Source organism: Pseudomonas sp. Z2-11 (genome assembly GCF_054161305.1).
In genome coordinates this window covers 5,942,338-5,961,835 of sequence record NZ_CP096395.1, presented here as the reverse complement: position 1 = coordinate 5,961,835, position 19,498 = coordinate 5,942,338, and the positions used below count along the sequence as shown (strand labels likewise).

Sequence of the window (19,498 nt, the reverse complement as noted above, 5' to 3'; positions counted from 1 at the left end):
AGTCTCGTGGTGCTTGTCGGGTATTCCTTACATCTTTGACGAAGTCTCCGCAACGCCTCGTCTTGAAAGGTCCGAGGGCTTTCCTCTACCGTAACCGCTTGTCTTTTCTGTTACGGAACCGCCATGTCTTTGGCCAGCTCTCGCTCTCTGTTTCTCCTGGCTTCCATCGCCGCGGCTCTGGTTTTGGGGATCACGTTTTACCTGGAATATGCGGTCGGTCTGACCCCGTGCAGCCTGTGCATTTTGCAGCGGTTATGCCTGACGCTGTTCCTGATGACCTGTCTTGCCGCTTGCGTGCATGGCCCGGCTCTGAGAGGTAGCGTTGTGTATGCGGCGGTGGGAGTGGCCTTCGTCTCGGGAGGGCTGGCGCTGGCGTGGTATCACGTCCTTGCGCAGAGCGATTCGATCGAGCTGTTGCCCGACTGCCTCGCCAAGCTCAGGGGCGCCGATCTGTGGTGGCACGCCATGCATCGCGCGCTTGACGGAGCGATCGATTGCACGAGCGTCTCCTGGACGCTGTTTCGTCTGAGCATCCCTGAATGGAGCCTGCTGTTTTTTATCGCGCTCTTCATCTCGATGACTTATCTGCTGCTGCGCCTGGCCTGGAATGCCCTGGTGCCACCGCTCGGCGACGAGACGTCGCAGTTGGTCCGAAGGCTGGATCAAACACTTGTATGAACTTTATAGCCTGCGTACCTTGAAGCAGTTGTCGTGCGGGCATAATCTGGCCGGCACGTATCATTGGAATCATGCCACTCGATCTGGTTGTGTCTGGCTCGTTCCTGGTCATCCAGGTGTGCTCCAGACTGCGAGGGGTGTGACTCAGAAGGGAAGAAATCACCATGCTCGAAAGTTGTCAGAATGCTCAGGAACGCTGGGGTGGGGTGCATCTGCTGATCGACCGCTGGTTGCAGGAGCGTCATGAACTGGTTCGAGCCTATGATGCTCTTGGCGACAAGCCTGAAGCACTGAGTGAAAGTCGCAAGCCTTTGCAGGAATTTTGCGGTGTGCTGGTGGACTATGTGTCGGCCGGTCATTTCGAGATCTACGAGCAACTGACGGGCGAGGCCAAGGCCTTCAATGACAAACGCGGCCTGGAACTGGCCGATACGATTTATCCGCGCATCGATGTCATCACCGAGAAGCTGTTGGCCTTCAATGACCTCTGTGATGAAGGTAAATGCGTAGCGGAAAAATTCAAGGAACTGGGCGGTTTGTTGCATGAGCGTTTCGAGCTGGAGGATTGCCTGATCGAGGTGCTGCACAACGCCCACAAGGAAGAGGCTACCGCCCAGGCTTGAGGGCTTGGCGGTGACAGGAAACGGTGCGCTTTGCGCGCCGTTTTTCGTTTAACGGCTTTAGGTCGTTGCGCCCAGCAATTCAATTTCGAACACCAGCGGCGTGAAGGGTGGAATCACGTCCCCGGCACCTTCGGCGCCATAGGCCAAGGCCGAAGGAATCACCAATCGCCACTTCGCGCCCACCGGCATCTGCGGCAGTGCGCTGCGCCACCCATCAATCACGCTGTCAAGATTGAACCACTGCGCCTGATGGTTTGAATCGAAAACGGTGCCGTCCGGCAATTGACCGACATACCGCACCTGGACCTTGCCGTGGGGGCCGGCCTTCGCGCCGCTGCCCGGCTTGAGTTCGGTCAGCAGGATGCCGTCCGACAATTGCTGGACGCCCGGCCGGCCTTTTTCCTCATCGAGAAATTTCCGCTCGCTCTTCAGCGCCATTTGCGTTTGCGGCGTGGACGACTGCGCCAGGAGTTGCGCCTGATGTTCGGCCAGGATCCGTTCGATGCGTTCATCTGCCAGGGCCAACGGTTTACCCAGATAGGCCTGCTGCAAGCCTTCGACCAGCGCCTGGATCTGCAGGTCCGGCACGTCCTGACGCAGGCGCTCGCCCAGGCTGGCGCCGAGGCTGTAGGCCAGGTCGCGACCGTCGTTGGCGTCGGATTTTTCAGCGGCCTGAGCCAGGGAGCAAACCATGCAAAGAAATAAAAAAAGGTGACGCGACATGTGTACGTTCTCCGCCCTCGATTCGAGGGATTATGCCAGTGTCGATAACGCTCCAAGCGATTTGTCCTGGCAGTGCTGCAGACTATTTTTTGCCTCGTGCAACGCAACGCCTTGTGTAGTGTCAACATGCCCTAGCGGCGGTTGCAGCAGAGGTCTAGTATGAGCCGCACTCACGTCAGTCAGGAGGTAAACCATGTCGGCCACCAAGAAGCCTGTAAACACTCCGTTGCACTTGCTCCAACAATTGTCGGGCAGCTTGCTCGAGCATCTGGAAAATGCCTGCTCCCAAGCTCTGGCTGATGCTGAAAAACTGCTCGCCAAGCTGGAAAAACAACGCGGCAAGGCGCAGGAAAAACTGCACAAATCGCGAACCAAGCTGCAAGACGCGGCAACCGCCGGCAAGGCCAAGGCACAAACCAAGGCCAAGGATGCCGTGAAGGAACTCGAAGACCTGCTCGATGCCTTGAAGGATCGTCAATCCGAAACCCGCGCCTACATCCTGCAACTCAAGCGTGATGCCCAGGAAAGCCTGAAGCTGGCCCAAGGTGTCGGTCGCGTTCAAGAAGCCGCCAGCAAGGCGCTGAGCCTTCGCGCGGCCAAGCCTGCCGCTGTATCGGCCAAGAAGCCAGCGGCTAAACCTGTCGCGGCAAAAACTGCGGCCAAGGCGCCCGTCAAGCCAGTCGCCAAAGTTGCCAGCAAGCCTGCTGCCAAACCTGCCGTGAAACCAGTCGCTGCCAGCGCTGCAAAACCTGCGGCGAAAAAACCAGCCGTGAAAGCAGCTGCCAAGCCTGCCGTCAAAGCTCCTGCTGCCAAGCCTGTTGCCGCCAAACCAGCCGCAAAAATTGCCGCCAAGCCTGCCGCTAAAACCGCTGCTGCCAAACCCGCTGCGACGAAGACCGCCGCTGCCAAGCCTGCTGCGAAAGCGGCGGCCAAACCTGCTGCCGCGAAGCCGGCCGCCAAGGCTGCCGCTGCCAAACCCGCTGCCGCCAAGCCTGCTGTCAAATCGGCGGCCAAGCCGGTTGCTGCTGCCAAGGCTCCCGTCAAAGCCCCTGTAAAGGCCGTGGCAAAACCCGCAGCAGCCAAACCAGCCGCCAAGCCGGCAACGGCCAAGCCGGCCGCTGCAAAACCTGCAGCCAAACCCGCTGCGAAGCCTGCCGTGAAAAAGCCTGCTGCTGCAAAACCGGTGACGGCTCCGGTTGCCAAGCCTGCCGCGCCAGCACCAGCGGCCACAGTGACGCCTGCGCCAACGACCAGCACGCCGGCGCCAGCGGTGAACCCAAGCGTAACCACCGCGCCGAGTACTACTCCGCCCCGCGCTTCCTAAGGGGTGACTGCCGCGACGCGCAGCCGATGCAGCGCGTCGCGGTTGGTTTGGCCGGCATTCGCCACCAGCCTCTGCAGCCACTGCGCTGTCGCTTCATCCTGGCCCTTGGGCCAGTCCCCTGCCGTGGTTTCCAGCCGCTCCAGCAATTGTCGTTCGGCTTCCAGCTCCAGTTTCTTGATCTGTTCGCGCAGGCTACCCAGCCCGGCGTCCTGGCGGGCGAGGTCTTTCCATTGTGTGCGCAACGTCCGCAATGGCTGGACGACGGCTGCGTCCCAGGGGCCGGCTACGTGCCTAAGCTGCTGCAACCTCTGCTCATCATAGGTTACCCCGCGTTGTTCCAGCCACAGCCCGCAAAGCACCAGGCAGACGTTCGCGCCTTCTGCCTGCAACGCCAGGCACGCCGCTTCCACGCCAGGCCTGGCATAAAGGTTGATCGAAAAGCTCCACAGATCAGAGGACATCGTGCTACTCGCGCCAGTTGCGAGCGAAGCTGGTAGACTCCGCCGCCATTATGATTCGACTTCAGAACCTGACTTTACAGCGTGGCCCGCAACGTCTGCTAGAAGACGCCGAGCTGACCCTGCACGCCGGCCACAAAGCTGGCCTCATCGGTGCCAACGGCGCCGGCAAATCGAGCCTGTTCGCTTTGCTGCGCGGCGAGTTGCACCCGGACTCCGGCGATTGCTTCCTGCCGGCGGATTGGCGCATCGCCCACATGCGTCAGGAGGTCGATACGCTCGAACGCCTGGCCGTGGATTATGTGCTCGATGGCGATCTGCGTCTGCGTGAGGTGCAACGCGATCTCGCCGCGGCCGAAGCCGCCCATGACGGTGCCGCCCAGGCGCGCCTGCACTCGGAGCTCGACAGTGCCGACGGCTACACCGCGGACGCCCGGGCACGTAAATTGTTGGCCGGCCTGGGCTTTACCAACGAACAGATGGATCGCCAGGTCGGCGACTTCTCCGGTGGCTGGCGGATGCGCCTGAACCTGGCGCAGGCCCTGATGTGTCCGTCGGACCTGTTGCTGCTCGACGAGCCGACCAACCACCTGGATCTGGACGCGATCATCTGGCTCGAAGAGTGGCTCAAGAGTTACCCCGGTACACTGCTGCTGATTTCCCACGACCGCGACTTCCTCGACGCCGTGGTGGATCACGTAGCCCATGTCGACCAGCGCAAGCTCACCTTGTACCGCGGCGGCTACAGTGCCTTCGAGCGTGCCCGTGCCGAACGTCTGGCCCAGCAACAGCAGGCCTACGAGAAGCAACAGGCGCAACGTGCGCACATGGAAAGCTACATTGCCCGCTTCAAGGCCCAGGCTACCAAGGCCCGCCAGGCCCAGAGCCGGATCAAGGCGCTGGAGCGGATGGAAGAACTGTCGGCGGCCCACGTCGACTCACCATTCGATTTTGTCTTCCGCGAATCGAGCAAGATCTCCAGTCCGCTGATCGACCTGTCCGACGCGCGCCTGGGCTACGGCGACAAAACCGTGCTGGAGAAGGTCAAGCTGCAACTGACCCCCGGCGCGCGGATCGGTCTGCTGGGGCCCAACGGTGCCGGTAAGTCGACCCTGATCAAGAACCTCTCTGGCGAGCTCCAGCCTTTGGCCGGACGCCTGACGCGCGGCGAAAACACGGTGGTCGGCTACTTCGCCCAGCATCAGTTGGATTCGCTCGATGCCAAGGCCAGCCCGCTGTTGCATCTGCAACGCCTGGCGCCGACCGAACGTGAACAGACTCTGCGCGATTTCCTCGGTGGTTTCGACTTTCGCGGCGCGCGTATCGACGAGCCGGTGCTGAATTTCTCCGGTGGCGAGAAGGCGCGCCTGGCGCTGGCGTTGATCGCCTGGGACCGGCCGAACCTGCTGCTGCTCGACGAGCCGACCAACCACCTGGACCTGGAGATGCGCCTGGCCCTGACCATGGCCTTGCAAGAGTTCAGCGGCGCGGTGCTGGTGGTCTCCCACGACCGGCATTTGCTCAAGAGCACCACGGACAACTTCTTCCTGGTGGCCGACGGCAAGGTCGAGGAGTTCGATGGCGATCTCGAAGACTATGCGCGCTGGCTGGTGGAATATCGCCAGCGCAACGCACCGGTCAGCGGCACCCCGGTGAACCCGGACAAAACCGACAAGAAGGCCCAGCGCCAGGCCGCGGCAGCGTTGCGTCAGCAGTTGGCGCCGCACAAGCGCGAGGCCGACAAGCTCGAAGCCGAGTTGGGCAAACTGCATGAAAAGCTGCAGAAAATCGAAACCAGCCTTGGCGACAGCGGTCTCTACGAGGCAGCGCGCAAGGACGAGCTGCGTGATCTGCTGGCTGAACAGGCCAGGCTGAAAGTTCGAGAAGCGGAACTTGAGGAGGCGTGGATGCAAGCCCTGGAGTTGCTGGAAAACCTGCAAGCGGAGCTGGAGGCGTTGTCCTGATGGAAGCGTTGTCCCTGCCTATACCCGTCATGTGGATCGAGCCGATCTGGCTCGGTGTGCAAATCCTGCTGATTCTGTTGGTCGGTTATGTTGCCCAGCGTGTCGTCGCGCGCTTCCTCACCGGGCTCGGCGAGCGCTATCCACTGCCGTCCCAGTTGGTGATCATCCTGCGCGGTGTGCTGCGCTGGCTGATCATGGGCAGCGCGGTACTGGTGGCGCTCGAACGCCTCGGCGTCTCGGCCACGGTGCTGTGGACCGCGCTGTCGGGGTTCGTTGCCGTTGCGGCGGTGGCGTTCTTCGCCATCTGGAGCGTGCTCTCGAACCTGCTCTGCGCCATTCTGATCTACACCGTCGGCCCGTTCCGCCTGGGTGACGTGGTCGAGCTGGTCGAGGCCACCGACAAGCCTGGCATCAAGGGGCGGGTGGTGGCGATCAACCTGCTCTACACCACCTTGATCGAACCCGAGGAACTCGGTACCGGCAGCTCCATGGTGCAGGTGCCCAACAGCCTGTTCTTCCAGCGTTCGGTCCGGCGCTGGCGCGGCAGCGAAGCGTTTCCGGTCGGCGGTTTCGTCGAATAGTCCGATCCCTGGGCGGGTTCTGAAAAAAACGGTGGTTATCCGCACGGCGGCGCATTAGTTTATTCGTTTCGACGGAACTGAGCCGAGGTGTGCGATGTTGCTGGAAACGTGGCTGGCGTTCTTCGCCGCCTGCTGGGTCATCAGCCTTTCGCCGGGCGCCGGTGCCATTGCATCGATGTCCAGCGGTCTGCAATACGGTTTCTGGCGTGGCTACTGGAACGCCCTGGGCCTGCAATTGGGCCTGGCGTTGCAGATCGTGATTGTCGCCGCCGGTGTTGGCGCGATTCTCACCGCGTCAGCTACCGCCTTCTACGCAATCAAGTGGTTCGGCGTGGCGTACCTGGTCTATCTGGGCGTCAAGCAATGGCGGGCCATTCCCGCAGACCTTAGCGACGACGCGGCGGTGCGCCCCATCGGCAAACCCCTGGCCTTGGTGTTTCGCGGTTTCCTGGTGAATGTCAGCAACCCCAAGGCGCTGGTATTCATGCTCGCGGTGCTGCCGCAGTTCATCGATCCTCATGCCCCGTTGGTCAAGCAATACCTGATCCTGGGCGTGACCATGATCTGCGTCGACCTCATTGTCATGGCCGGGTACACCGGGCTGGCATCCAAGGTCTTGCGCCTGTTGCGTACCCCGAAACAGCAACGGCGGATGAACCGGACCTTCGCCGGGCTGTTCATCGGCGCGGCAGGTCTGCTGGCGACGATTCGCAGGGCTGCGGTGTAGTTACCGTGGCGAAGGCGAGCTCTTGTGGCGAGGGAGCTTGCTCCCGCTGGGCTGCGTAGCAGCCCCAAAAGAGGCGGTCGCTACGCAACCGAGCGGGAGCAAGCTCCCTCGCCACGAAAGCACTTACCTGGCAATGCGCTTCAGCGCAGGATTACCGGCGCGGTATCCCTCGGCAGGTTATTGCGCTGCGCCGGCTCGCCAGGCTGTTCATGGCTCGGGCCACCGAGCTGCTCGCTCAACTGCCGCGCCACGTCTTCACCCAACGCCTTGGACACTTCGCGCACGACCCGTGGGCGATTGAGGCTGATACGCACGTCCCGGTGGTTCAACAGCTTGGTGTCCTGGCCCTCGCCCATGGCGGTGAAGGCCGAGGTGATTTCATAGGTCTTGGTGTTGATCAGGCTGAAATCCGCCACCAGCGACAGTGCGAGCACCGCCGAGTAGCTGTCGGCAGTGCCCAGCTCGTTGATGTCCCGAGTGAAATCGATGTCCGACACGGTGCCGAACAGCACATAGTCGGCGCCCTTGAAATGCCCGGCCTTGATTCGCTTGATCACGTCATAGACATCGCCCGTGGACGATGCGGTGTGCGGCGTGCCCTGCACCAGCTGGAACATACCGCTGCGCAGGATCTCGCCCTTGATGTCGCCAGTGAACTTGCGCAGTTCGCCTTGCTCGATGTAGCTGCTGGTCGCTTCCATCTCTTCGTAGCTCGACGACGCGCTGGCGCTGTACGGGTTCGCCTGGAAGTTGCTCTGGGCCGAAACGGTGTGGATGTATTCTTCCACGCGTTGCTGGTACGCCAGGTCAGTCACTGCGACTCTTGGGGCCGCCTGCGCACTGAATGCGCAGGCCAGGGCCATGATTCCGATCCATGTACGCATGGCTTAACGCTCCGTGGTCTTGCGGATTTCTTTCTCGTCCATCCATTCGGCCAGACCGCTTTCGACATCGATCAGTTGCAGGCTGAATTTGTAGAAGACGTCCTTGTAGTCTTCGCTGCGCTTGACGATCGAGCTGATGGAACCCTCGATGCGGTACTTGGCGGCGATCATGTTGCCGGTCTTGGCCACTGTGCTTTTTTTGTACAGGCCGCTCTGGTTCTGCAGCTTGAGCTGGTCGACCTGGCTGTCCATGGCATTGTTGTCACTGGCAAAGCGTGCCGCGCCGGTTTTCATCAGTTGGGTCTTGATGCTGGTAGTGATCTCGCGAGTATCGATGTACTCGCTGGTCTTGTTCTTCACGTCGTAGACCTGCACCACCGGACGACCCTGCAGGATGCCGGACTGAGCGAGGGAGCGGGTCATGGACTCGGCGATCATCTGCAGGTCGGTGGAGCCGAACTCGTTGGTGACGGTTTCCACGGCCTTGGTGTCGCCATAGCTGATGTTCTTGTTGCCCAGGACCGGCGAGTTGTTGGCGCAGCCGCTGACCAGCAGGGCGGCGAGGGCGAGGGAGGAGATGCGTAGGAACATTTAGGTGCTCTCTAAAGGAATAAATGAATTAGTCGCAGTGCCAACCAGGGCAGGCCGTGCCACGGGGCTGGTGCTGACCTGATCGACCGGAACAGGGCTCAAGGGGTATTGATTTCCAAACGAAAGTCCACGGCCTTGGGCGTCGGTGCGATGGCCGGCAGGAAGCGGGTCTGTTCGCCATACAGCGTCAGGGTTTTCCAGCTTTCCTCTTCGGCGATCGGGAAGCCTTCCGGTCCCAGCCAGGCGAAGCGGTAATACATCGTCTTGTTATTAAAACTGGTGTTGCTCAACTGCACGTTGACGGTCATGTAGCCGTTTTCGCGGGCGACGCGCATGGCGCCGACCACGATGTTTTTTGTCTTGCCCATCGCCACGACCTTGCTGGCGGCAGTGCCCTGCTCCGGTGGTGGTGGGGTGGCGCAACCGGCCAGCAAGGCCAGGGCGCCGACGGCGATCAGTTTTAAACGCATGTGAACAAGACTCCGTTCTTAAGGTTGCTTGAGGGCGATGGCGGTCGGGTTGGCGCTCGGGATCACCTGGGCCGCGAGGCCGCCGGCGAAGACCTGGCTGCCCACCGCCCGCAGGCTGATGACCTGGTAGCGCTGATCAACCTTGACCTTGACCACCGAGCCGCCTACCGCGCTTGGCAGGGTGACCTGGTGTTCGCCCTTCTTCAGGCGCAGGCGCACCACTTGGGTGTAGTCCGGCAAGGTGCGCCAGGTCCGGGTGTCGGCGCCTTCGAGCACGGCCGAGGTGATGCCCACGGCCAGGCCGGCCAGCGGGTTGGTTTCGTTGATCTGTTTCTGTGCGACGCCACGGGTGATGGCCCGCACGGTCGTGCGCAGGATGATCCCCGGCATGTCGTCGCGCAGGGCCCGGCGCGACATGGCGGTGGTGCTGTTGAGCTGGGTCAGGTCCAACTGGCGGCCGTCGACGCCGATCTGGGCGAAGGTCGCGGTGGAGGTGTCCGGCTTGATCAGCGGGAAGGACAGTGGCGTGATGACTACATTGCCGCTGATCGGCAAGGGCAGCGGGATTCGCATCGAGTCACGGGATGGCGCCAGGCCGCTCTGCACCACAATCAGGACGTCACTGTCGTCGTCCTTCGCGGCAGGCTTGTCGAGGTTGAGCAGCGCCTGTTCCAGCAGCGGGGTGTTGGGACGCAGTTCGGCGGCCTTGCGATAACCCGGCGCGGCCAGATCTTTCTCGCCCAGGGCTTCGTAGACGAAACCTGCCAGGTAATGGCTGAACGCGCTCTGGTAACTGTTTTTCAGGCTGACCACTTCAGGGGCGTCAAGGCTGGCGACCGGATAACCCTTGAGGTCCTTGTATTCGGTCTTGACCCCCTGTTTCTCGGCGTCTTCCTCGCGCTTGAGGTATTCCTTGTCGCGCAGGTCGGCGATCACGGCTTCGCGCTCGTGGGTCTTCTTGATCTGCATCCGTGCGCCGTCGAAGTCATTCACCGCCAGCAGGTTCAACGCCATCTGAGTGGTGAGCATGACCTTTTCATAGTCATAACCCTCATAGCGCCGGACTTTGTCATTGACCAGGAAACTGCCGAACTGCGCGACGTACTTGGCGGTATCGAGCTTTACGGCGTCTTCCCACTGCCCGACTTGCTGGTCGGCGCTGGTCCAGGCGGTCTGGCTGCCGGAGAGGTCGCCCTTGGCACGCAGCAGCTCACCCTTTTCGAAGAAATAGAGCAGGTCTTTGTCTTTGCTGGTGTTGTTTTTTTCCAGCAGGGTCAATGCCGCGTCGACGTTGCCCGAGGCCAGTTGCTGATTGGTCTGGGCCAGTTCGCTGTCGTAGTTGCGAAACGCCGAGCAGCCGGACAGCAAGGTGATCGCGCCGAGGGCGACCGAGAAAAGAGCACGGGATGCCATGAACACTTCTTCCCTGAGTATCAGCCGGGGGGTGCGGGTCGGGCTGGGGCGATCCACGGACAGGCGCTTTTGCGCCGTCGGTTCCTCAAGTCCAGAGGAGCTTTTATGCCTTCTTCTAATAAGTAGGCGGCGCATTATAAGCAGTGGATTTGCTTGTGTAGTGGCTTTTTAGTTTCTAAATGATGTTTTTGTGATGTCATCTTCAAAGCATGAAGATCCGATGAAAATGCTTGGCCGGAACACATCGGTGCTTGAGCCAAGCGCATTGGAAGTGAACAATGTGTTACTTCTTATTTCCAATCGAGAGTCATTCATGACTGCCCCGTTTCGTTTTCTGGCCTGGATTGCGCTGCCGATGCTTGCGCTTTGCAGTGCCGATCTGCTGGCTGACACTGTTGAAGGCGCGCCACAGGCGCTGCACTTGCTGGATTACATCGGGGCGGATTACCCGGCGACCGTCGACGCGGGGAAGGTCATCGACGATGCCGAATATCGCGAGCAACTGGAATTCACTCAAGTGCTGGAAGGGCTGGTCGCCGCGCTGCCAGGCAAGCCGGAGAAAGCTGAGCTGACGCAAGGCATCGGTACGTTGCGCAGTGCGATCAGCCAGCGCCGGGACGGCGCTGACGTGGCCCGTCTGGCGCGGCAGCTGGGGGCCAGGCTGGCCGTAGCCTATGAGATCAGCCAGGCGCCGGTGATCACCCCGGACCCGACGCGCGGGGCGCCGTTGTATGCCCAGAACTGCTCGGTGTGCCATGGTGACAGCGGTGCCGGCGACGGTCCGGCGGGTGTCGGCCTGGAGCCGCCGCCCTCGAACCTGCGCGACGGGCAGCGCCTGGATCGCCTGAGCCTCTACGCGATCTACAACACCCTGGGCATGGGCGTCGAAGGCACCGATATGCCGGCCTTCGCCGATCAGCTCGACGACCGTCAGCGCTGGGACCTGGCGACCTACATCGCCAGCTTCAGCGCCGACCCGGCTGCGGCCAAGGGCGAGCAGACCTTCAACCTCGCCGACCTGGCCCGCCAGACCCCGGCCGAAGTCATCGCCGCCCAGGGGCCCGCGGCAGCGGCGACGTTCCGCGCCCAGCGCGCCCAGCCACCGCAGGTGCAGCGCGGCCCGGCGCAGTTGCTTGACTACACCGCCGCTACCCTGGACAAGAGCATCGCGGCGTATCGCACAGGTGACCACGACCAGGCCTACGACTTGTCGGTGGCGGCGTACCTGGAAGGCTTCGAGCTGGTGGAGAGCTCACTGGACAATGTCGACGCCAACGTCCGTAAAGATACCGAGAAGGCCTTGATGGCCTACCGTCAGTCCTTGCAGGACGGTTTGCCGGTCGAGCAGGCCGAGCAACGCCTGGACGCGGCCAAGGCCAAGTTGAAAGAGTCCGCCGGCCTGCTCGGTGGCGATGGCTTGAGCTGGTCGCTGAGCTACATTTCGGGCTTGCTGATCCTGCTGCGCGAAGGCCTGGAGGCGATCCTGGTCCTGGCGGCGATCCTGGCGTTCTTGCGCAACACTGGCCAGCAGTCGGCGGTGCGCAGCGTCAACGTTGGCTGGGGCCTGGCGCTGCTGGCCGGCCTGGCGACCTGGGCGCTCGCCGCATACGTAATCGATGTCAGTGGCGCGCAGCGCGAATTGCTCGAAGGCGCGACGGCGTTGTTCGCCAGCGTGATGGTGCTGTGGTTGGGTGTGTGGATGCACGACCGGCGCCACGCGGCGGCCTGGCAGGATTACATCAAGAGCAGCCTGGTCGGCGGCGGAGGCCGTTTCGGTTTCGCGATCCTGGCATTTTTCTCGGTCTATCGAGAGCTGTTCGAGGTGATCCTGTTCTACGAAACCCTGTGGCTGCAGGCCGGCCCGGCCGGGCATGACGCGGTGTTGGCCGGCGGCGCGACGGCGCTGGTGCTGCTGGTGGGACTGGCCTGGGTGATCTTGCGCGGCTCGGCGAAATTGCCGCTGGCGCTGTTCTTCAGCATCAACGCCGGTTTGCTGTGTGCGTTGTCGGTGGTATTTGCCGGTCATGGCGTGAAGGCCTTGCAGGAAGCCGGGATCTTCGGCACGCGGCCGGTGGCGTTCTTCGAGTTCGACTGGCTGGGCATCCATGCCGATGCTTATTCCCTGGCGGCCCAGGCGGTAGCGATCATCGCGATCGTTGTGCTGTACGGGCGCAGTTGGGTGGCGGAGAAACGTCGGGTGCAGGTTTCCTGAAGTCATTTCGCGAGCCGGCTCGCTCCCACAGGAGGTAGGCTATCCATTGTGGGAGCGAGCCCGCTCGCGAAGCTTTTTGATGAGGAATAACCCGATGCGTGTATGGATCGACGCCGACGCCTGCCCCAAGGCCGCTAAGGAACTGGTGGTCAAGTTCGCCTTGAAGCGCCAGTTTGAAGTAGTACTGGTGGCCGGGCAGCCGCAGATCAAGCCGGGCCTGGCTCTGGTGAAGCTGATCGTGGTGCCCAGCGGGCCTGATGCGGCGGACGATTATCTGGTGGAGCATGCCGTCCCGGGTGAACTGGTGATCTGCAGCGACGTGCCGCTGGCCGACCGCCTGGTAAAGAAAGGCGTCGCAGCCCTTGACCCGAGGGGCAAGGAGTTCGACGCGCAGAACATGGGCAATCGACTGGCGGTGCGCAACCTGTTCACCGACTTGCGGGAACAGGGCCACATGGGCGGTGGCCCGGCGGCGTACAGCGAGCGGGACAAGCAGGGGTTTGCCAATGCGCTGGATCGGATATTGACGCGGTTGTCTCGCTTGTCTTGAACCTTGCCTGGATCCCTGTGGGAGCGAGCCTGCTCGCGAAGGCGGCCTATCAGCCTATGGACAGGTTGCTTGTACCGGCGTTTTCGCGAGCAGGCTCGCTCCCACAGAAAAGAGACAGGAGGTCACTCATCATTCTCGTGCGTCAGTTCCAGCACCCGGTCCACCAGCTTGTTGATCCCCGAAGCCGCTTCGCTGATGTTCTGCGCCAGCATGTAGGCGGGGGTGCTGACCAGCTTGCGCGCGGTGTCTTCGACGATATCGGTGACCAGGCACTCTTCATGAGTCCCGCCCATCTTGGTCACGGCAGCAGCGGTGTCGGCGTCCGTGCCGATGGTGCAGGTCACCCCAGGGCCGTAGATTTTCGCCGCCAGGGCCGGTGAGATGCAGATCAGCCCAACCGGCTTGCCGGCCTCGGCGAAGGCTTCGGTCAACGCCAGGACTTGCGGCTGGACGCTGCAACCGGCGCCTTCGACGGCAAAGTTGGAGAGGTTTTTCGCCGAGCCGAAGCCGCCGGGCACGATCAGCGCATCAAAGTCCTCGGCCCTGGCTTCGCGCAGGTCTTTCACATTTCCCCGGGCGATGCGCGCCGACTCCACCAACACGTTGCGGCTCTCGGGCATTTCCTCACCGGTCAGGTGATTGATGACATGCAATTGGGCGATGTTGGGGGCGAAACACTGGACCTGCGCGCCGCGCTGGTCGAGACGCAGCAAAGTGATCACGCTTTCGTGGATCTCTGCGCCGTCGTACACGCCACAGCCGGAAAGGATCACTGCAACTTTTTTGCTCATGGGCTTTTCTCCAGATTCATGGCGTTAAATGTCTACTAATTTGTCACTCGTTGCCATAGGGGGATCCGGCAGCTAAACCTAATCTGCCAGCTCCTTCCTGCCTTGCATGCCCGGGTCGCGTCATGAATTTCATCCTGTATGCCGTGCCGTTTTTCTTCGTGTTGATTGCCGTCGAGTTGCTGGCCGATCGCTGGCGTGGCGTGAGCCACTATCGCCTGGCGGACGCGATCAACAGCCTGAGCACCGGTGTGCTGTCGACCACGACGGGGTTGTTGACCAAGGGCGTGGGCCTGGTGACCTATGCCTTTGCCCTGGAGCATCTGGCGGTCTTTCAATGGCCGACCGACCAGGCCTGGACCTGGGTATTCGCATTCGTGTTCTATGACTTCTGCTACTACTGGCTGCACCGCTTGGGCCACGAGCGCAACATCCTCTGGGCCGCCCATTCGGTGCACCACCAGAGCGAGGACTACAACCTCTCCACGGCGTTGCGCCAGACCAGCAGCGGTTTCCTGCTGAGCTGGATTTTCTACCTGCCGCTGGCGGTGCTGGGCGTGCCGCTGCTGGTGTTCGTCAGTGTCGCGGCGTTGAACCTGCTGTATCAGTTCTGGGTGCATACCCAGCACATCCCCAAGCTCGGCTGGCTGGAGTGGTGCTTCGTCACGCCATCCAATCATCGTGCCCACCATGCACAGAACCCTCTCTACATGGATCGCAACTACGGCGGCGTGTTCATTATTTGGGACCGTCTGTTTGGCACCTTCCAGGAAGAGGACGACAACGAGCCGGTCATTTTCGGCGTGACCACGCCACTGGCGAGCTGGAATCCGTTGTGGGCCAATCTGCAGTTCTATGCGCAACTGTGGGCCGATGCCCGGCGCGCCGAGCGCTGGTGGGACAAGCTGCGGATCTGGTTCATGCCCACCGGTTGGCGGCCAGCCGATGTGGCCGCCAGGTACCCGCTGAACAAGCCGGACCTGAGCCGGTTCCGCAAATTCGAAGTATCCCTGGACGCGCGACAACAGTGGTACGTGGCGCTGCAGTTTTGTCTCTACATCGCCCTGGGCAGTTATTTGATGAACCTGGAAAACAGCCTGCCGGCCACTGCCCTGGTGTTGGGGTGGGGAGCGGTAGCGTTGGGTCTGTTCGTGTTGGGCGCGGCTCTGGAGAATCGCCCGTGGGCGCTGAGGCTTGAGCTTTTGCGCCTGGCTGCGAACCTGCCGCTGGTGTGGCTGGCGCCGCTGGCCGGGTTATGGCCGGCCAGCCCGGTGGCCTGGGTTGGCTTGCTCAGCTACAGCCTGATCAGTGGCATCGGCTTGTACTATTGCCGCAACCGTCTTACTCGCCTGGCGTCGTAGTCTCGGCGGACTTGGCTTGTTCGAGACGTTCTGCCGCAAGGACTTGCCTGGCCAGCCGAGCGTTCTTGATGCGTCGACGCAGCCATAGGCCCAAGCCCAGCACCAGCAGGGCGCCAAGTACCCACAGTTCGTATTTCTTGATGCTGCCCAGCATGCCTTCGAGCACCGCGCCAAAGTGGTACGCGGCAGCCGCCAGGGCCGTTGCCCAGATCGCCGCGCCGATACCGTTGAGCAGCAGGTAGCGACCCGGTGGATAGCCAGAGAGGCCGATCGCCACCGGCATCACCGTGCGCAAACCGTAGACGAAGCGAAAGCTCAGTACCCAGATATCCGGATGGCGGCGGATGTGTTCCAGCGCGCGATCCCCCATCAACTGCCAGCGCGGTTTGCGCGCCAGGAGCTTGCGGCCATGTTTGCGGCCCAGGAAGTACCACAGCTGATCGCCCGCGTAGCTGCCGCAAAATGCCACGACCACCACCAGGTTGATGTCCATGTAGCCACGGAACGCCAGGAAGCCTGCGAGCACGAGGATGGTTTCGCCTTCGAAGAACGTGCCGATAAACAGGGCCAAGTAGCCGAAGTCATGCAGAAATTGTTGGAGCATTGTCTGGGTGCTGGCGAAATGAACGCGCAGCCTAACCCTTCAGGCACATTCAGGAAAGTATCGAAATGTGTCTCGACGTGAACATTTCCTACAGAAGACAATCACTGCGACTAGTGGTCGCGCTTCAGCACAACTGTCATGTGTTCGTCATAATGACCGCTTATAACTGTCACGCTCGCCCGTCTGCGGGCTCAGGAGTCTGCCGTGAGCTTTACCCCCGCCAATCGTCTGTTCCCCGCCACCCGTCTGCGCCGCAACCGCCGTGATGAGTTCTCCCGTCGGCTGGTGCGTGAAAATGTGCTGACCACCAATGACCTGATCCTGCCGGTGTTCGTACTGGACGGGGAGAACCGTCGTGAAGCGGTGGCGTCGATGCCTGGCGTGGAGCGCCTGACCATCGACTTGCTGCTCGAAGCGGCGGCCGAGTGGGTGGAACTGGGTATCCCGGCGCTGGCGCTGTTCCCGGTCACCCCGCCAGCGCTCAAATCGCTGGACGCCGCCGAAGCCTGGAACCCCGAGGGTATTGCCCAGCGCGCGACCCGTGCCCTGCGCGCGCGCTTCCCGGAGCTCGGCGTGATCACCGACGTAGCGCTGGACCCGTTTACCACGCACGGTCAGGACGGCATTCTCGACGAAGAAGGCTACGTGCAGAACGACGTCACCGTCGATGCGCTGGTCAGGCAAGCGTTGTCCCACGCCGAAGCGGGGGCCCAGGTCGTGGCGCCATCCGACATGATGGACGGTCGCATCCAGGCGATCCGCGAAGCCCTGGAAGTGGCCGGCCATGTCAACGTGCGCATCATGGCCTACTCGGCCAAGTACGCCAGCGCCTACTACGGTCCGTTCCGCGACGCGGTCGGCTCGGCCCTGAACCTGGGCAAGGCCAACAAGGCCTCCTATCAGATGGACCCGGCCAACACCCACGAAGCCTTGCACGAAGTGGCTGCCGACTTGTCAGAAGGCGCAGACATGGTCATGGTCAAGCCGGGGATGCCTTATCTCGACATTCTTTGCCGGGTAAAGGAAGAATTCAAAGTACCGACCTTTGTTTATCAGGTCAGCGGCGAGTATGCGATGCACATGGCCGCGATCCAGAACGGCTGGTTGAGCGAAGGGGTGATTCTCGAGTCCCTGACCGCTTTCAAACGTGCGGGTGCTGATGGCATCCTGACCTACTTTGCCGTGCGCGCCGCCCAATTGTTACGAGAGCAGAAATAGCCTCCCAGGAACTTGCGATGAATACCGAAGGACTCACAGAAGTTGCCGTAAAAGACGCTCAGCCCGTGGTCGAGCAAGCCGCCGAAACGCCGCCGGAGCTGGAGTCGGCTCCAGCGGCCGTGCCCGAGCCGGCCCCTGCTCCGGCGATCGCGATCACCAACCTGGATGACAGCAGCCTGTACATCCATCGCGAGCTGTCGCAACTGCAATTCAACATCCGCGTGCTGGAGCAGGCACTGGATGAGTCCTATCCACTGCTGGAGCGGCTGAAGTTTTTGCTGATCTTTTCCAGCAACCTGGACGAGTTCTTCGAGATTCGCGTCGCCGGCCTGAAAAAACAGATCACCTTCGCCCGCGAGCAGGCCGGTGCCGATGGTTTGCAACCGCACCAGGCCCTGGCGCGCATCAGCGAGCTGGTACACGGTCACGTTGACCGCCAGTACGCGATCCTCAACGACATCCTGCTGCCGGAGCTGGAAAAACATCAGGTCCGCTTCATCCGTCGCCGCTACTGGACGACCAAGCTCAAGACCTGGGTGCGCCGTTACTTCCGCGACGAGATCGCCCCGATCATTACCCCGATCGGCCTCGACCCGACGCACCCGTTTCCATTGCTGGTAAACAAGAGCCTGAACTTCATCGTCGAGCTGGAAGGCATCGACGCCTTTGGCCGCGATTCCGGCCTGGCGATCATTCCGGCGCCGCGCCTGCTGCCGCGCATCATTCGCGTGCCGGAAGATGTCGGTGGGCCTGGCGACAACTATGTGTTCCTGTCGTCAATGATCCACGCCCATGCCGATGACCTGTTCCAGGGCATGAAGGTCAAGGGCTGCTACCAGTTCCGCCTGACCCGTAACGCCGACCTGTCGGTGGACACCGAGGATGTCGAAGACCTGGCCCGCGCCCTGCGCGGCGAGCTGTTCTCCCGCCGTTACGGCGATGCGGTGCGCCTGGAAGTGGCCGACACCTGCCCGAAACATCTGTCCGACTACCTGCTCAAGCAGTTCAACCTGCACGAGACCGAGCTGTATCAGGTCAATGGTCCGGTGAACCTGACGCGGCTGTTCAGTATCACCGGCCTGGACAGCCATCCGGAGCTGCAATACTCGCCGTTTACGCCGCAGATTCCGAAACTGCTGCAAAACAGCGAGAACATTTTCAGTGTGGTCAGCAAACAGGACATCCTCCTGCTGCACCCCTTCGAGTCGTTCACGCCGGTGGTCGATTTGCTGCGCCAGGCCGCCAAGGACCCCCACGTATTGGCGGTGCGCCAGACGTTGTACCGCAGCGGCGCCAACTCGGAGATCGTCGACGCCCTGGTGGACGCGGCGCGAAACGGCAAGGAAGTCACCGCGGTGATCGAATTGCGCGCGCGTTTCGATGAAGAATCCAACCTGCAACTGGCCAGCCGCCTGCAAGCGGCCGGCGCGGTGGTGATCTACGGCGTGGTTGGCTACAAGACCCACGCCAAGATGATGCTCATCCTGCGGCGCGAGGCCGGCGAGATTGTGCGCTACGCGCACTTGGGCACCGGCAACTATCACGCCGCCAACGCTCGGCTGTATACCGACTACAGCCTGCTGACCTCGGATGATGCGCTGTGCGAGGACGTCGGCAAGCTGTTCAGCCAACTGATCGGCATGGGCAAAACGCTGCGCATGAAAAAATTGCTGCATGCGCCGTTCACCCTGAAAAAGGGCATGCTCGACATGATCGCCCGGGAAACCCAGTTCGCCCTGGACGGCAAGCCCGCGCACATCATCGCCAAATTCAACTCGCTGACTGATCCGAAGATCATTCGCGCGCTCTACAAGGCCAGCCAGTCGGGCGTGCGCATCGACCTGGTGGTACGCGGCATGTGCTGCCTGCGGCCTGGCATTCCGGGGGTGTCCCACAACATCCATGTGCGCTCGATCATCGGGCGCTTCCTGGAGCACACGCGGGTGTTCTATTTCCTCAATGGCGGCGAGGAGCAAATGTTCCTCTCCAGTGCCGACTGGATGGAGCGCAACCTCGACAAGCGTGTCGAGACCTGCTTCCCGGTGGAGGGCAAGAAGCTGATCCTGCGGGTCAAGAAAGAGCTGGAAAGCTACCTCACCGACAACACCCACAGTTGGAGCCTGCAGTCGGACGGCCGTTACATCCGCAACACGCCGACCGGCAACCAGAACCCGCGCAGTGCCCAGGCGACCTTGCTGGATCGGCTTAGCAGCCCGGTGTTGGCGGTTCGTTAAAGCCTGGAGGCGGGATCGGCTTTTCGTGGCGAGGGAGCTTGCTCCCGCTGGGTCGGTCCGACGCTTCGGGCGCAGCAGCCCTGAAGCCATTCAGC

General features: G+C 61.8%; 19 protein-coding genes. 11 read left to right on the top strand and 8 right to left on the bottom strand.

Annotated elements, in window-relative coordinates; all coding sequences use genetic code 11:
• Positions 1–123 precede the first annotated feature (123 nt).
• Positions 124–678, top strand: coding sequence for a disulfide bond formation protein B (locus tag M1E16_RS26655; RefSeq protein WP_458128773.1), 555 nt, complete (start codon positions 124–126; stop codon positions 676–678).
• 164 nt (positions 679–842) lie between these two features.
• Positions 843–1,301 (top strand): sigma D regulator, encoded by a 459-nt coding sequence (gene rsd, locus M1E16_RS26650; protein ID WP_305497980.1) that lies wholly within the window; start codon positions 843–845, stop codon positions 1,299–1,301.
• Between the two features lie 57 nt (positions 1,302–1,358).
• On the opposite strand, the gene M1E16_RS26645 is transcribed toward rsd, so the two are convergent.
• On the bottom strand, positions 1,359–2,024 hold the full coding sequence (locus M1E16_RS26645; protein ID WP_458128772.1) for an FKBP-type peptidyl-prolyl cis-trans isomerase: 666 nt from the start codon (positions 2,022–2,024) through the stop codon (positions 1,359–1,361).
• Positions 2,025–2,217: 193 nt separating this feature from the next.
• On the opposite strand from M1E16_RS26645, the gene M1E16_RS26640 reads away from it, so the two are divergent.
• Entirely contained in the window at positions 2,218–3,348 is a 1,131-nt protein-coding gene (locus tag M1E16_RS26640; RefSeq protein WP_458128771.1) for an AlgP family protein, read from the top strand.
• Here M1E16_RS26640 and M1E16_RS26635 read toward each other — a convergent pair.
• Complete coding sequence (locus M1E16_RS26635; protein ID WP_458128770.1) at positions 3,345–3,809, bottom strand: TIGR02444 family protein; 465 nt, start codon at positions 3,807–3,809, stop codon at positions 3,345–3,347. The two genes, M1E16_RS26640 and M1E16_RS26635, sit on opposite strands and share 4 nt — an antisense overlap.
• Before the next feature lie 50 nt (positions 3,810–3,859).
• Between M1E16_RS26635 and abc-f the strand changes: the two genes are divergently transcribed.
• The 3 genes from abc-f (at position 3,860) to rhtB (ending at position 7,078) form a co-directional block, all read left to right on the top strand.
• Entirely contained in the window at positions 3,860–5,770 is a 1,911-nt protein-coding gene (gene abc-f, locus M1E16_RS26630; RefSeq protein ID WP_458128769.1) for a ribosomal protection-like ABC-F family protein, read from the top strand.
• Positions 5,770–6,351, top strand: coding sequence for a mechanosensitive ion channel domain-containing protein (locus M1E16_RS26625; RefSeq protein ID WP_434654799.1), 582 nt, complete (start codon positions 5,770–5,772; stop codon positions 6,349–6,351). The genes abc-f and M1E16_RS26625 overlap by 1 nt, the downstream gene beginning before the upstream one ends.
• Positions 6,352–6,445: 94 nt before the next feature.
• A complete protein-coding gene (gene rhtB / locus M1E16_RS26620) occupies positions 6,446–7,078 on the top strand; it encodes a homoserine/homoserine lactone efflux protein (RefSeq protein ID WP_434570989.1) in 633 nt (210 codons plus the stop codon).
• A gap of 140 nt (positions 7,079–7,218) precedes the next feature.
• On the opposite strand, the gene M1E16_RS26615 is transcribed toward rhtB, so the two are convergent.
• The 4 genes from M1E16_RS26615 to M1E16_RS26600 form a co-directional block, all read right to left on the bottom strand.
• Complete coding sequence (locus M1E16_RS26615; protein WP_434696459.1) at positions 7,219–7,962, bottom strand: penicillin-binding protein activator LpoB; 744 nt, start codon at positions 7,960–7,962, stop codon at positions 7,219–7,221.
• Between the two features lie 3 nt (positions 7,963–7,965).
• Positions 7,966–8,553 carry a penicillin-binding protein activator LpoB gene (gene lpoB, locus M1E16_RS26610; protein WP_305497989.1) on the bottom strand — a complete coding sequence of 196 codons (588 nt, stop codon included), beginning with the start codon at positions 8,551–8,553 and terminating at the stop codon, positions 7,966–7,968.
• A 98-nt stretch (positions 8,554–8,651) separates the two neighbouring features.
• Complete coding sequence (locus M1E16_RS26605) at positions 8,652–9,023, bottom strand: YcfL family protein (RefSeq protein ID WP_434627189.1); 372 nt, start codon at positions 9,021–9,023, stop codon at positions 8,652–8,654.
• Positions 9,024–9,041: 18 nt separating this feature from the next.
• Positions 9,042–10,436 carry a COG3014 family protein gene (locus M1E16_RS26600; protein ID WP_434570992.1) on the bottom strand — a complete coding sequence of 465 codons (1,395 nt, stop codon included), beginning with the start codon at positions 10,434–10,436 and terminating at the stop codon, positions 9,042–9,044.
• Positions 10,437–10,749: 313 nt separating this feature from the next.
• Between M1E16_RS26600 and M1E16_RS26595 the strand changes: the two genes are divergently transcribed.
• Both M1E16_RS26595 and M1E16_RS26590 read left to right on the top strand, forming a co-directional pair.
• Positions 10,750–12,648 (top strand): FTR1 family protein, encoded by a 1,899-nt coding sequence (locus M1E16_RS26595; protein ID WP_458128768.1) that lies wholly within the window; start codon positions 10,750–10,752, stop codon positions 12,646–12,648.
• 94 nt (positions 12,649–12,742) lie between these two features.
• Entirely contained in the window at positions 12,743–13,198 is a 456-nt protein-coding gene (locus M1E16_RS26590; protein WP_458128767.1) for a YaiI/YqxD family protein, read from the top strand.
• A gap of 122 nt (positions 13,199–13,320) precedes the next feature.
• On the opposite strand, the gene elbB is transcribed toward M1E16_RS26590, so the two are convergent.
• Positions 13,321–13,989, bottom strand: coding sequence for an isoprenoid biosynthesis glyoxalase ElbB (gene elbB / locus M1E16_RS26585; protein ID WP_434570998.1), 669 nt, complete (start codon positions 13,987–13,989; stop codon positions 13,321–13,323).
• 122 nt (positions 13,990–14,111) lie between these two features.
• Between elbB and M1E16_RS26580 the strand changes: the two genes are divergently transcribed.
• Positions 14,112–15,347 carry a sterol desaturase family protein gene (locus M1E16_RS26580; protein ID WP_458128766.1) on the top strand — a complete coding sequence of 412 codons (1,236 nt, stop codon included), beginning with the start codon at positions 14,112–14,114 and terminating at the stop codon, positions 15,345–15,347.
• Here M1E16_RS26580 and M1E16_RS26575 read toward each other — a convergent pair.
• Positions 15,328–15,951, bottom strand: a complete 624-nt coding sequence (locus M1E16_RS26575) for a DedA family protein (RefSeq protein ID WP_305498000.1) — start codon at positions 15,949–15,951, stop codon at positions 15,328–15,330. The two genes, M1E16_RS26580 and M1E16_RS26575, sit on opposite strands and share 20 nt — an antisense overlap.
• A gap of 204 nt (positions 15,952–16,155) precedes the next feature.
• Between M1E16_RS26575 and hemB the strand changes: the two genes are divergently transcribed.
• The gene (hemB, locus tag M1E16_RS26570; RefSeq protein ID WP_458128765.1) at positions 16,156–17,169 is read left to right on the top strand and encodes a porphobilinogen synthase; all 1,014 of its coding nucleotides are present in this window, start codon (positions 16,156–16,158) and stop codon (positions 17,167–17,169) included.
• Positions 17,170–17,186: 17 nt separating this feature from the next.
• Positions 17,187–19,403 carry a polyphosphate kinase 1 gene (gene ppk1, locus M1E16_RS26565; protein WP_434602202.1) on the top strand — a complete coding sequence of 739 codons (2,217 nt, stop codon included), beginning with the start codon at positions 17,187–17,189 and terminating at the stop codon, positions 19,401–19,403.
• Positions 19,404–19,498: the final 95 nt, after the last annotated feature.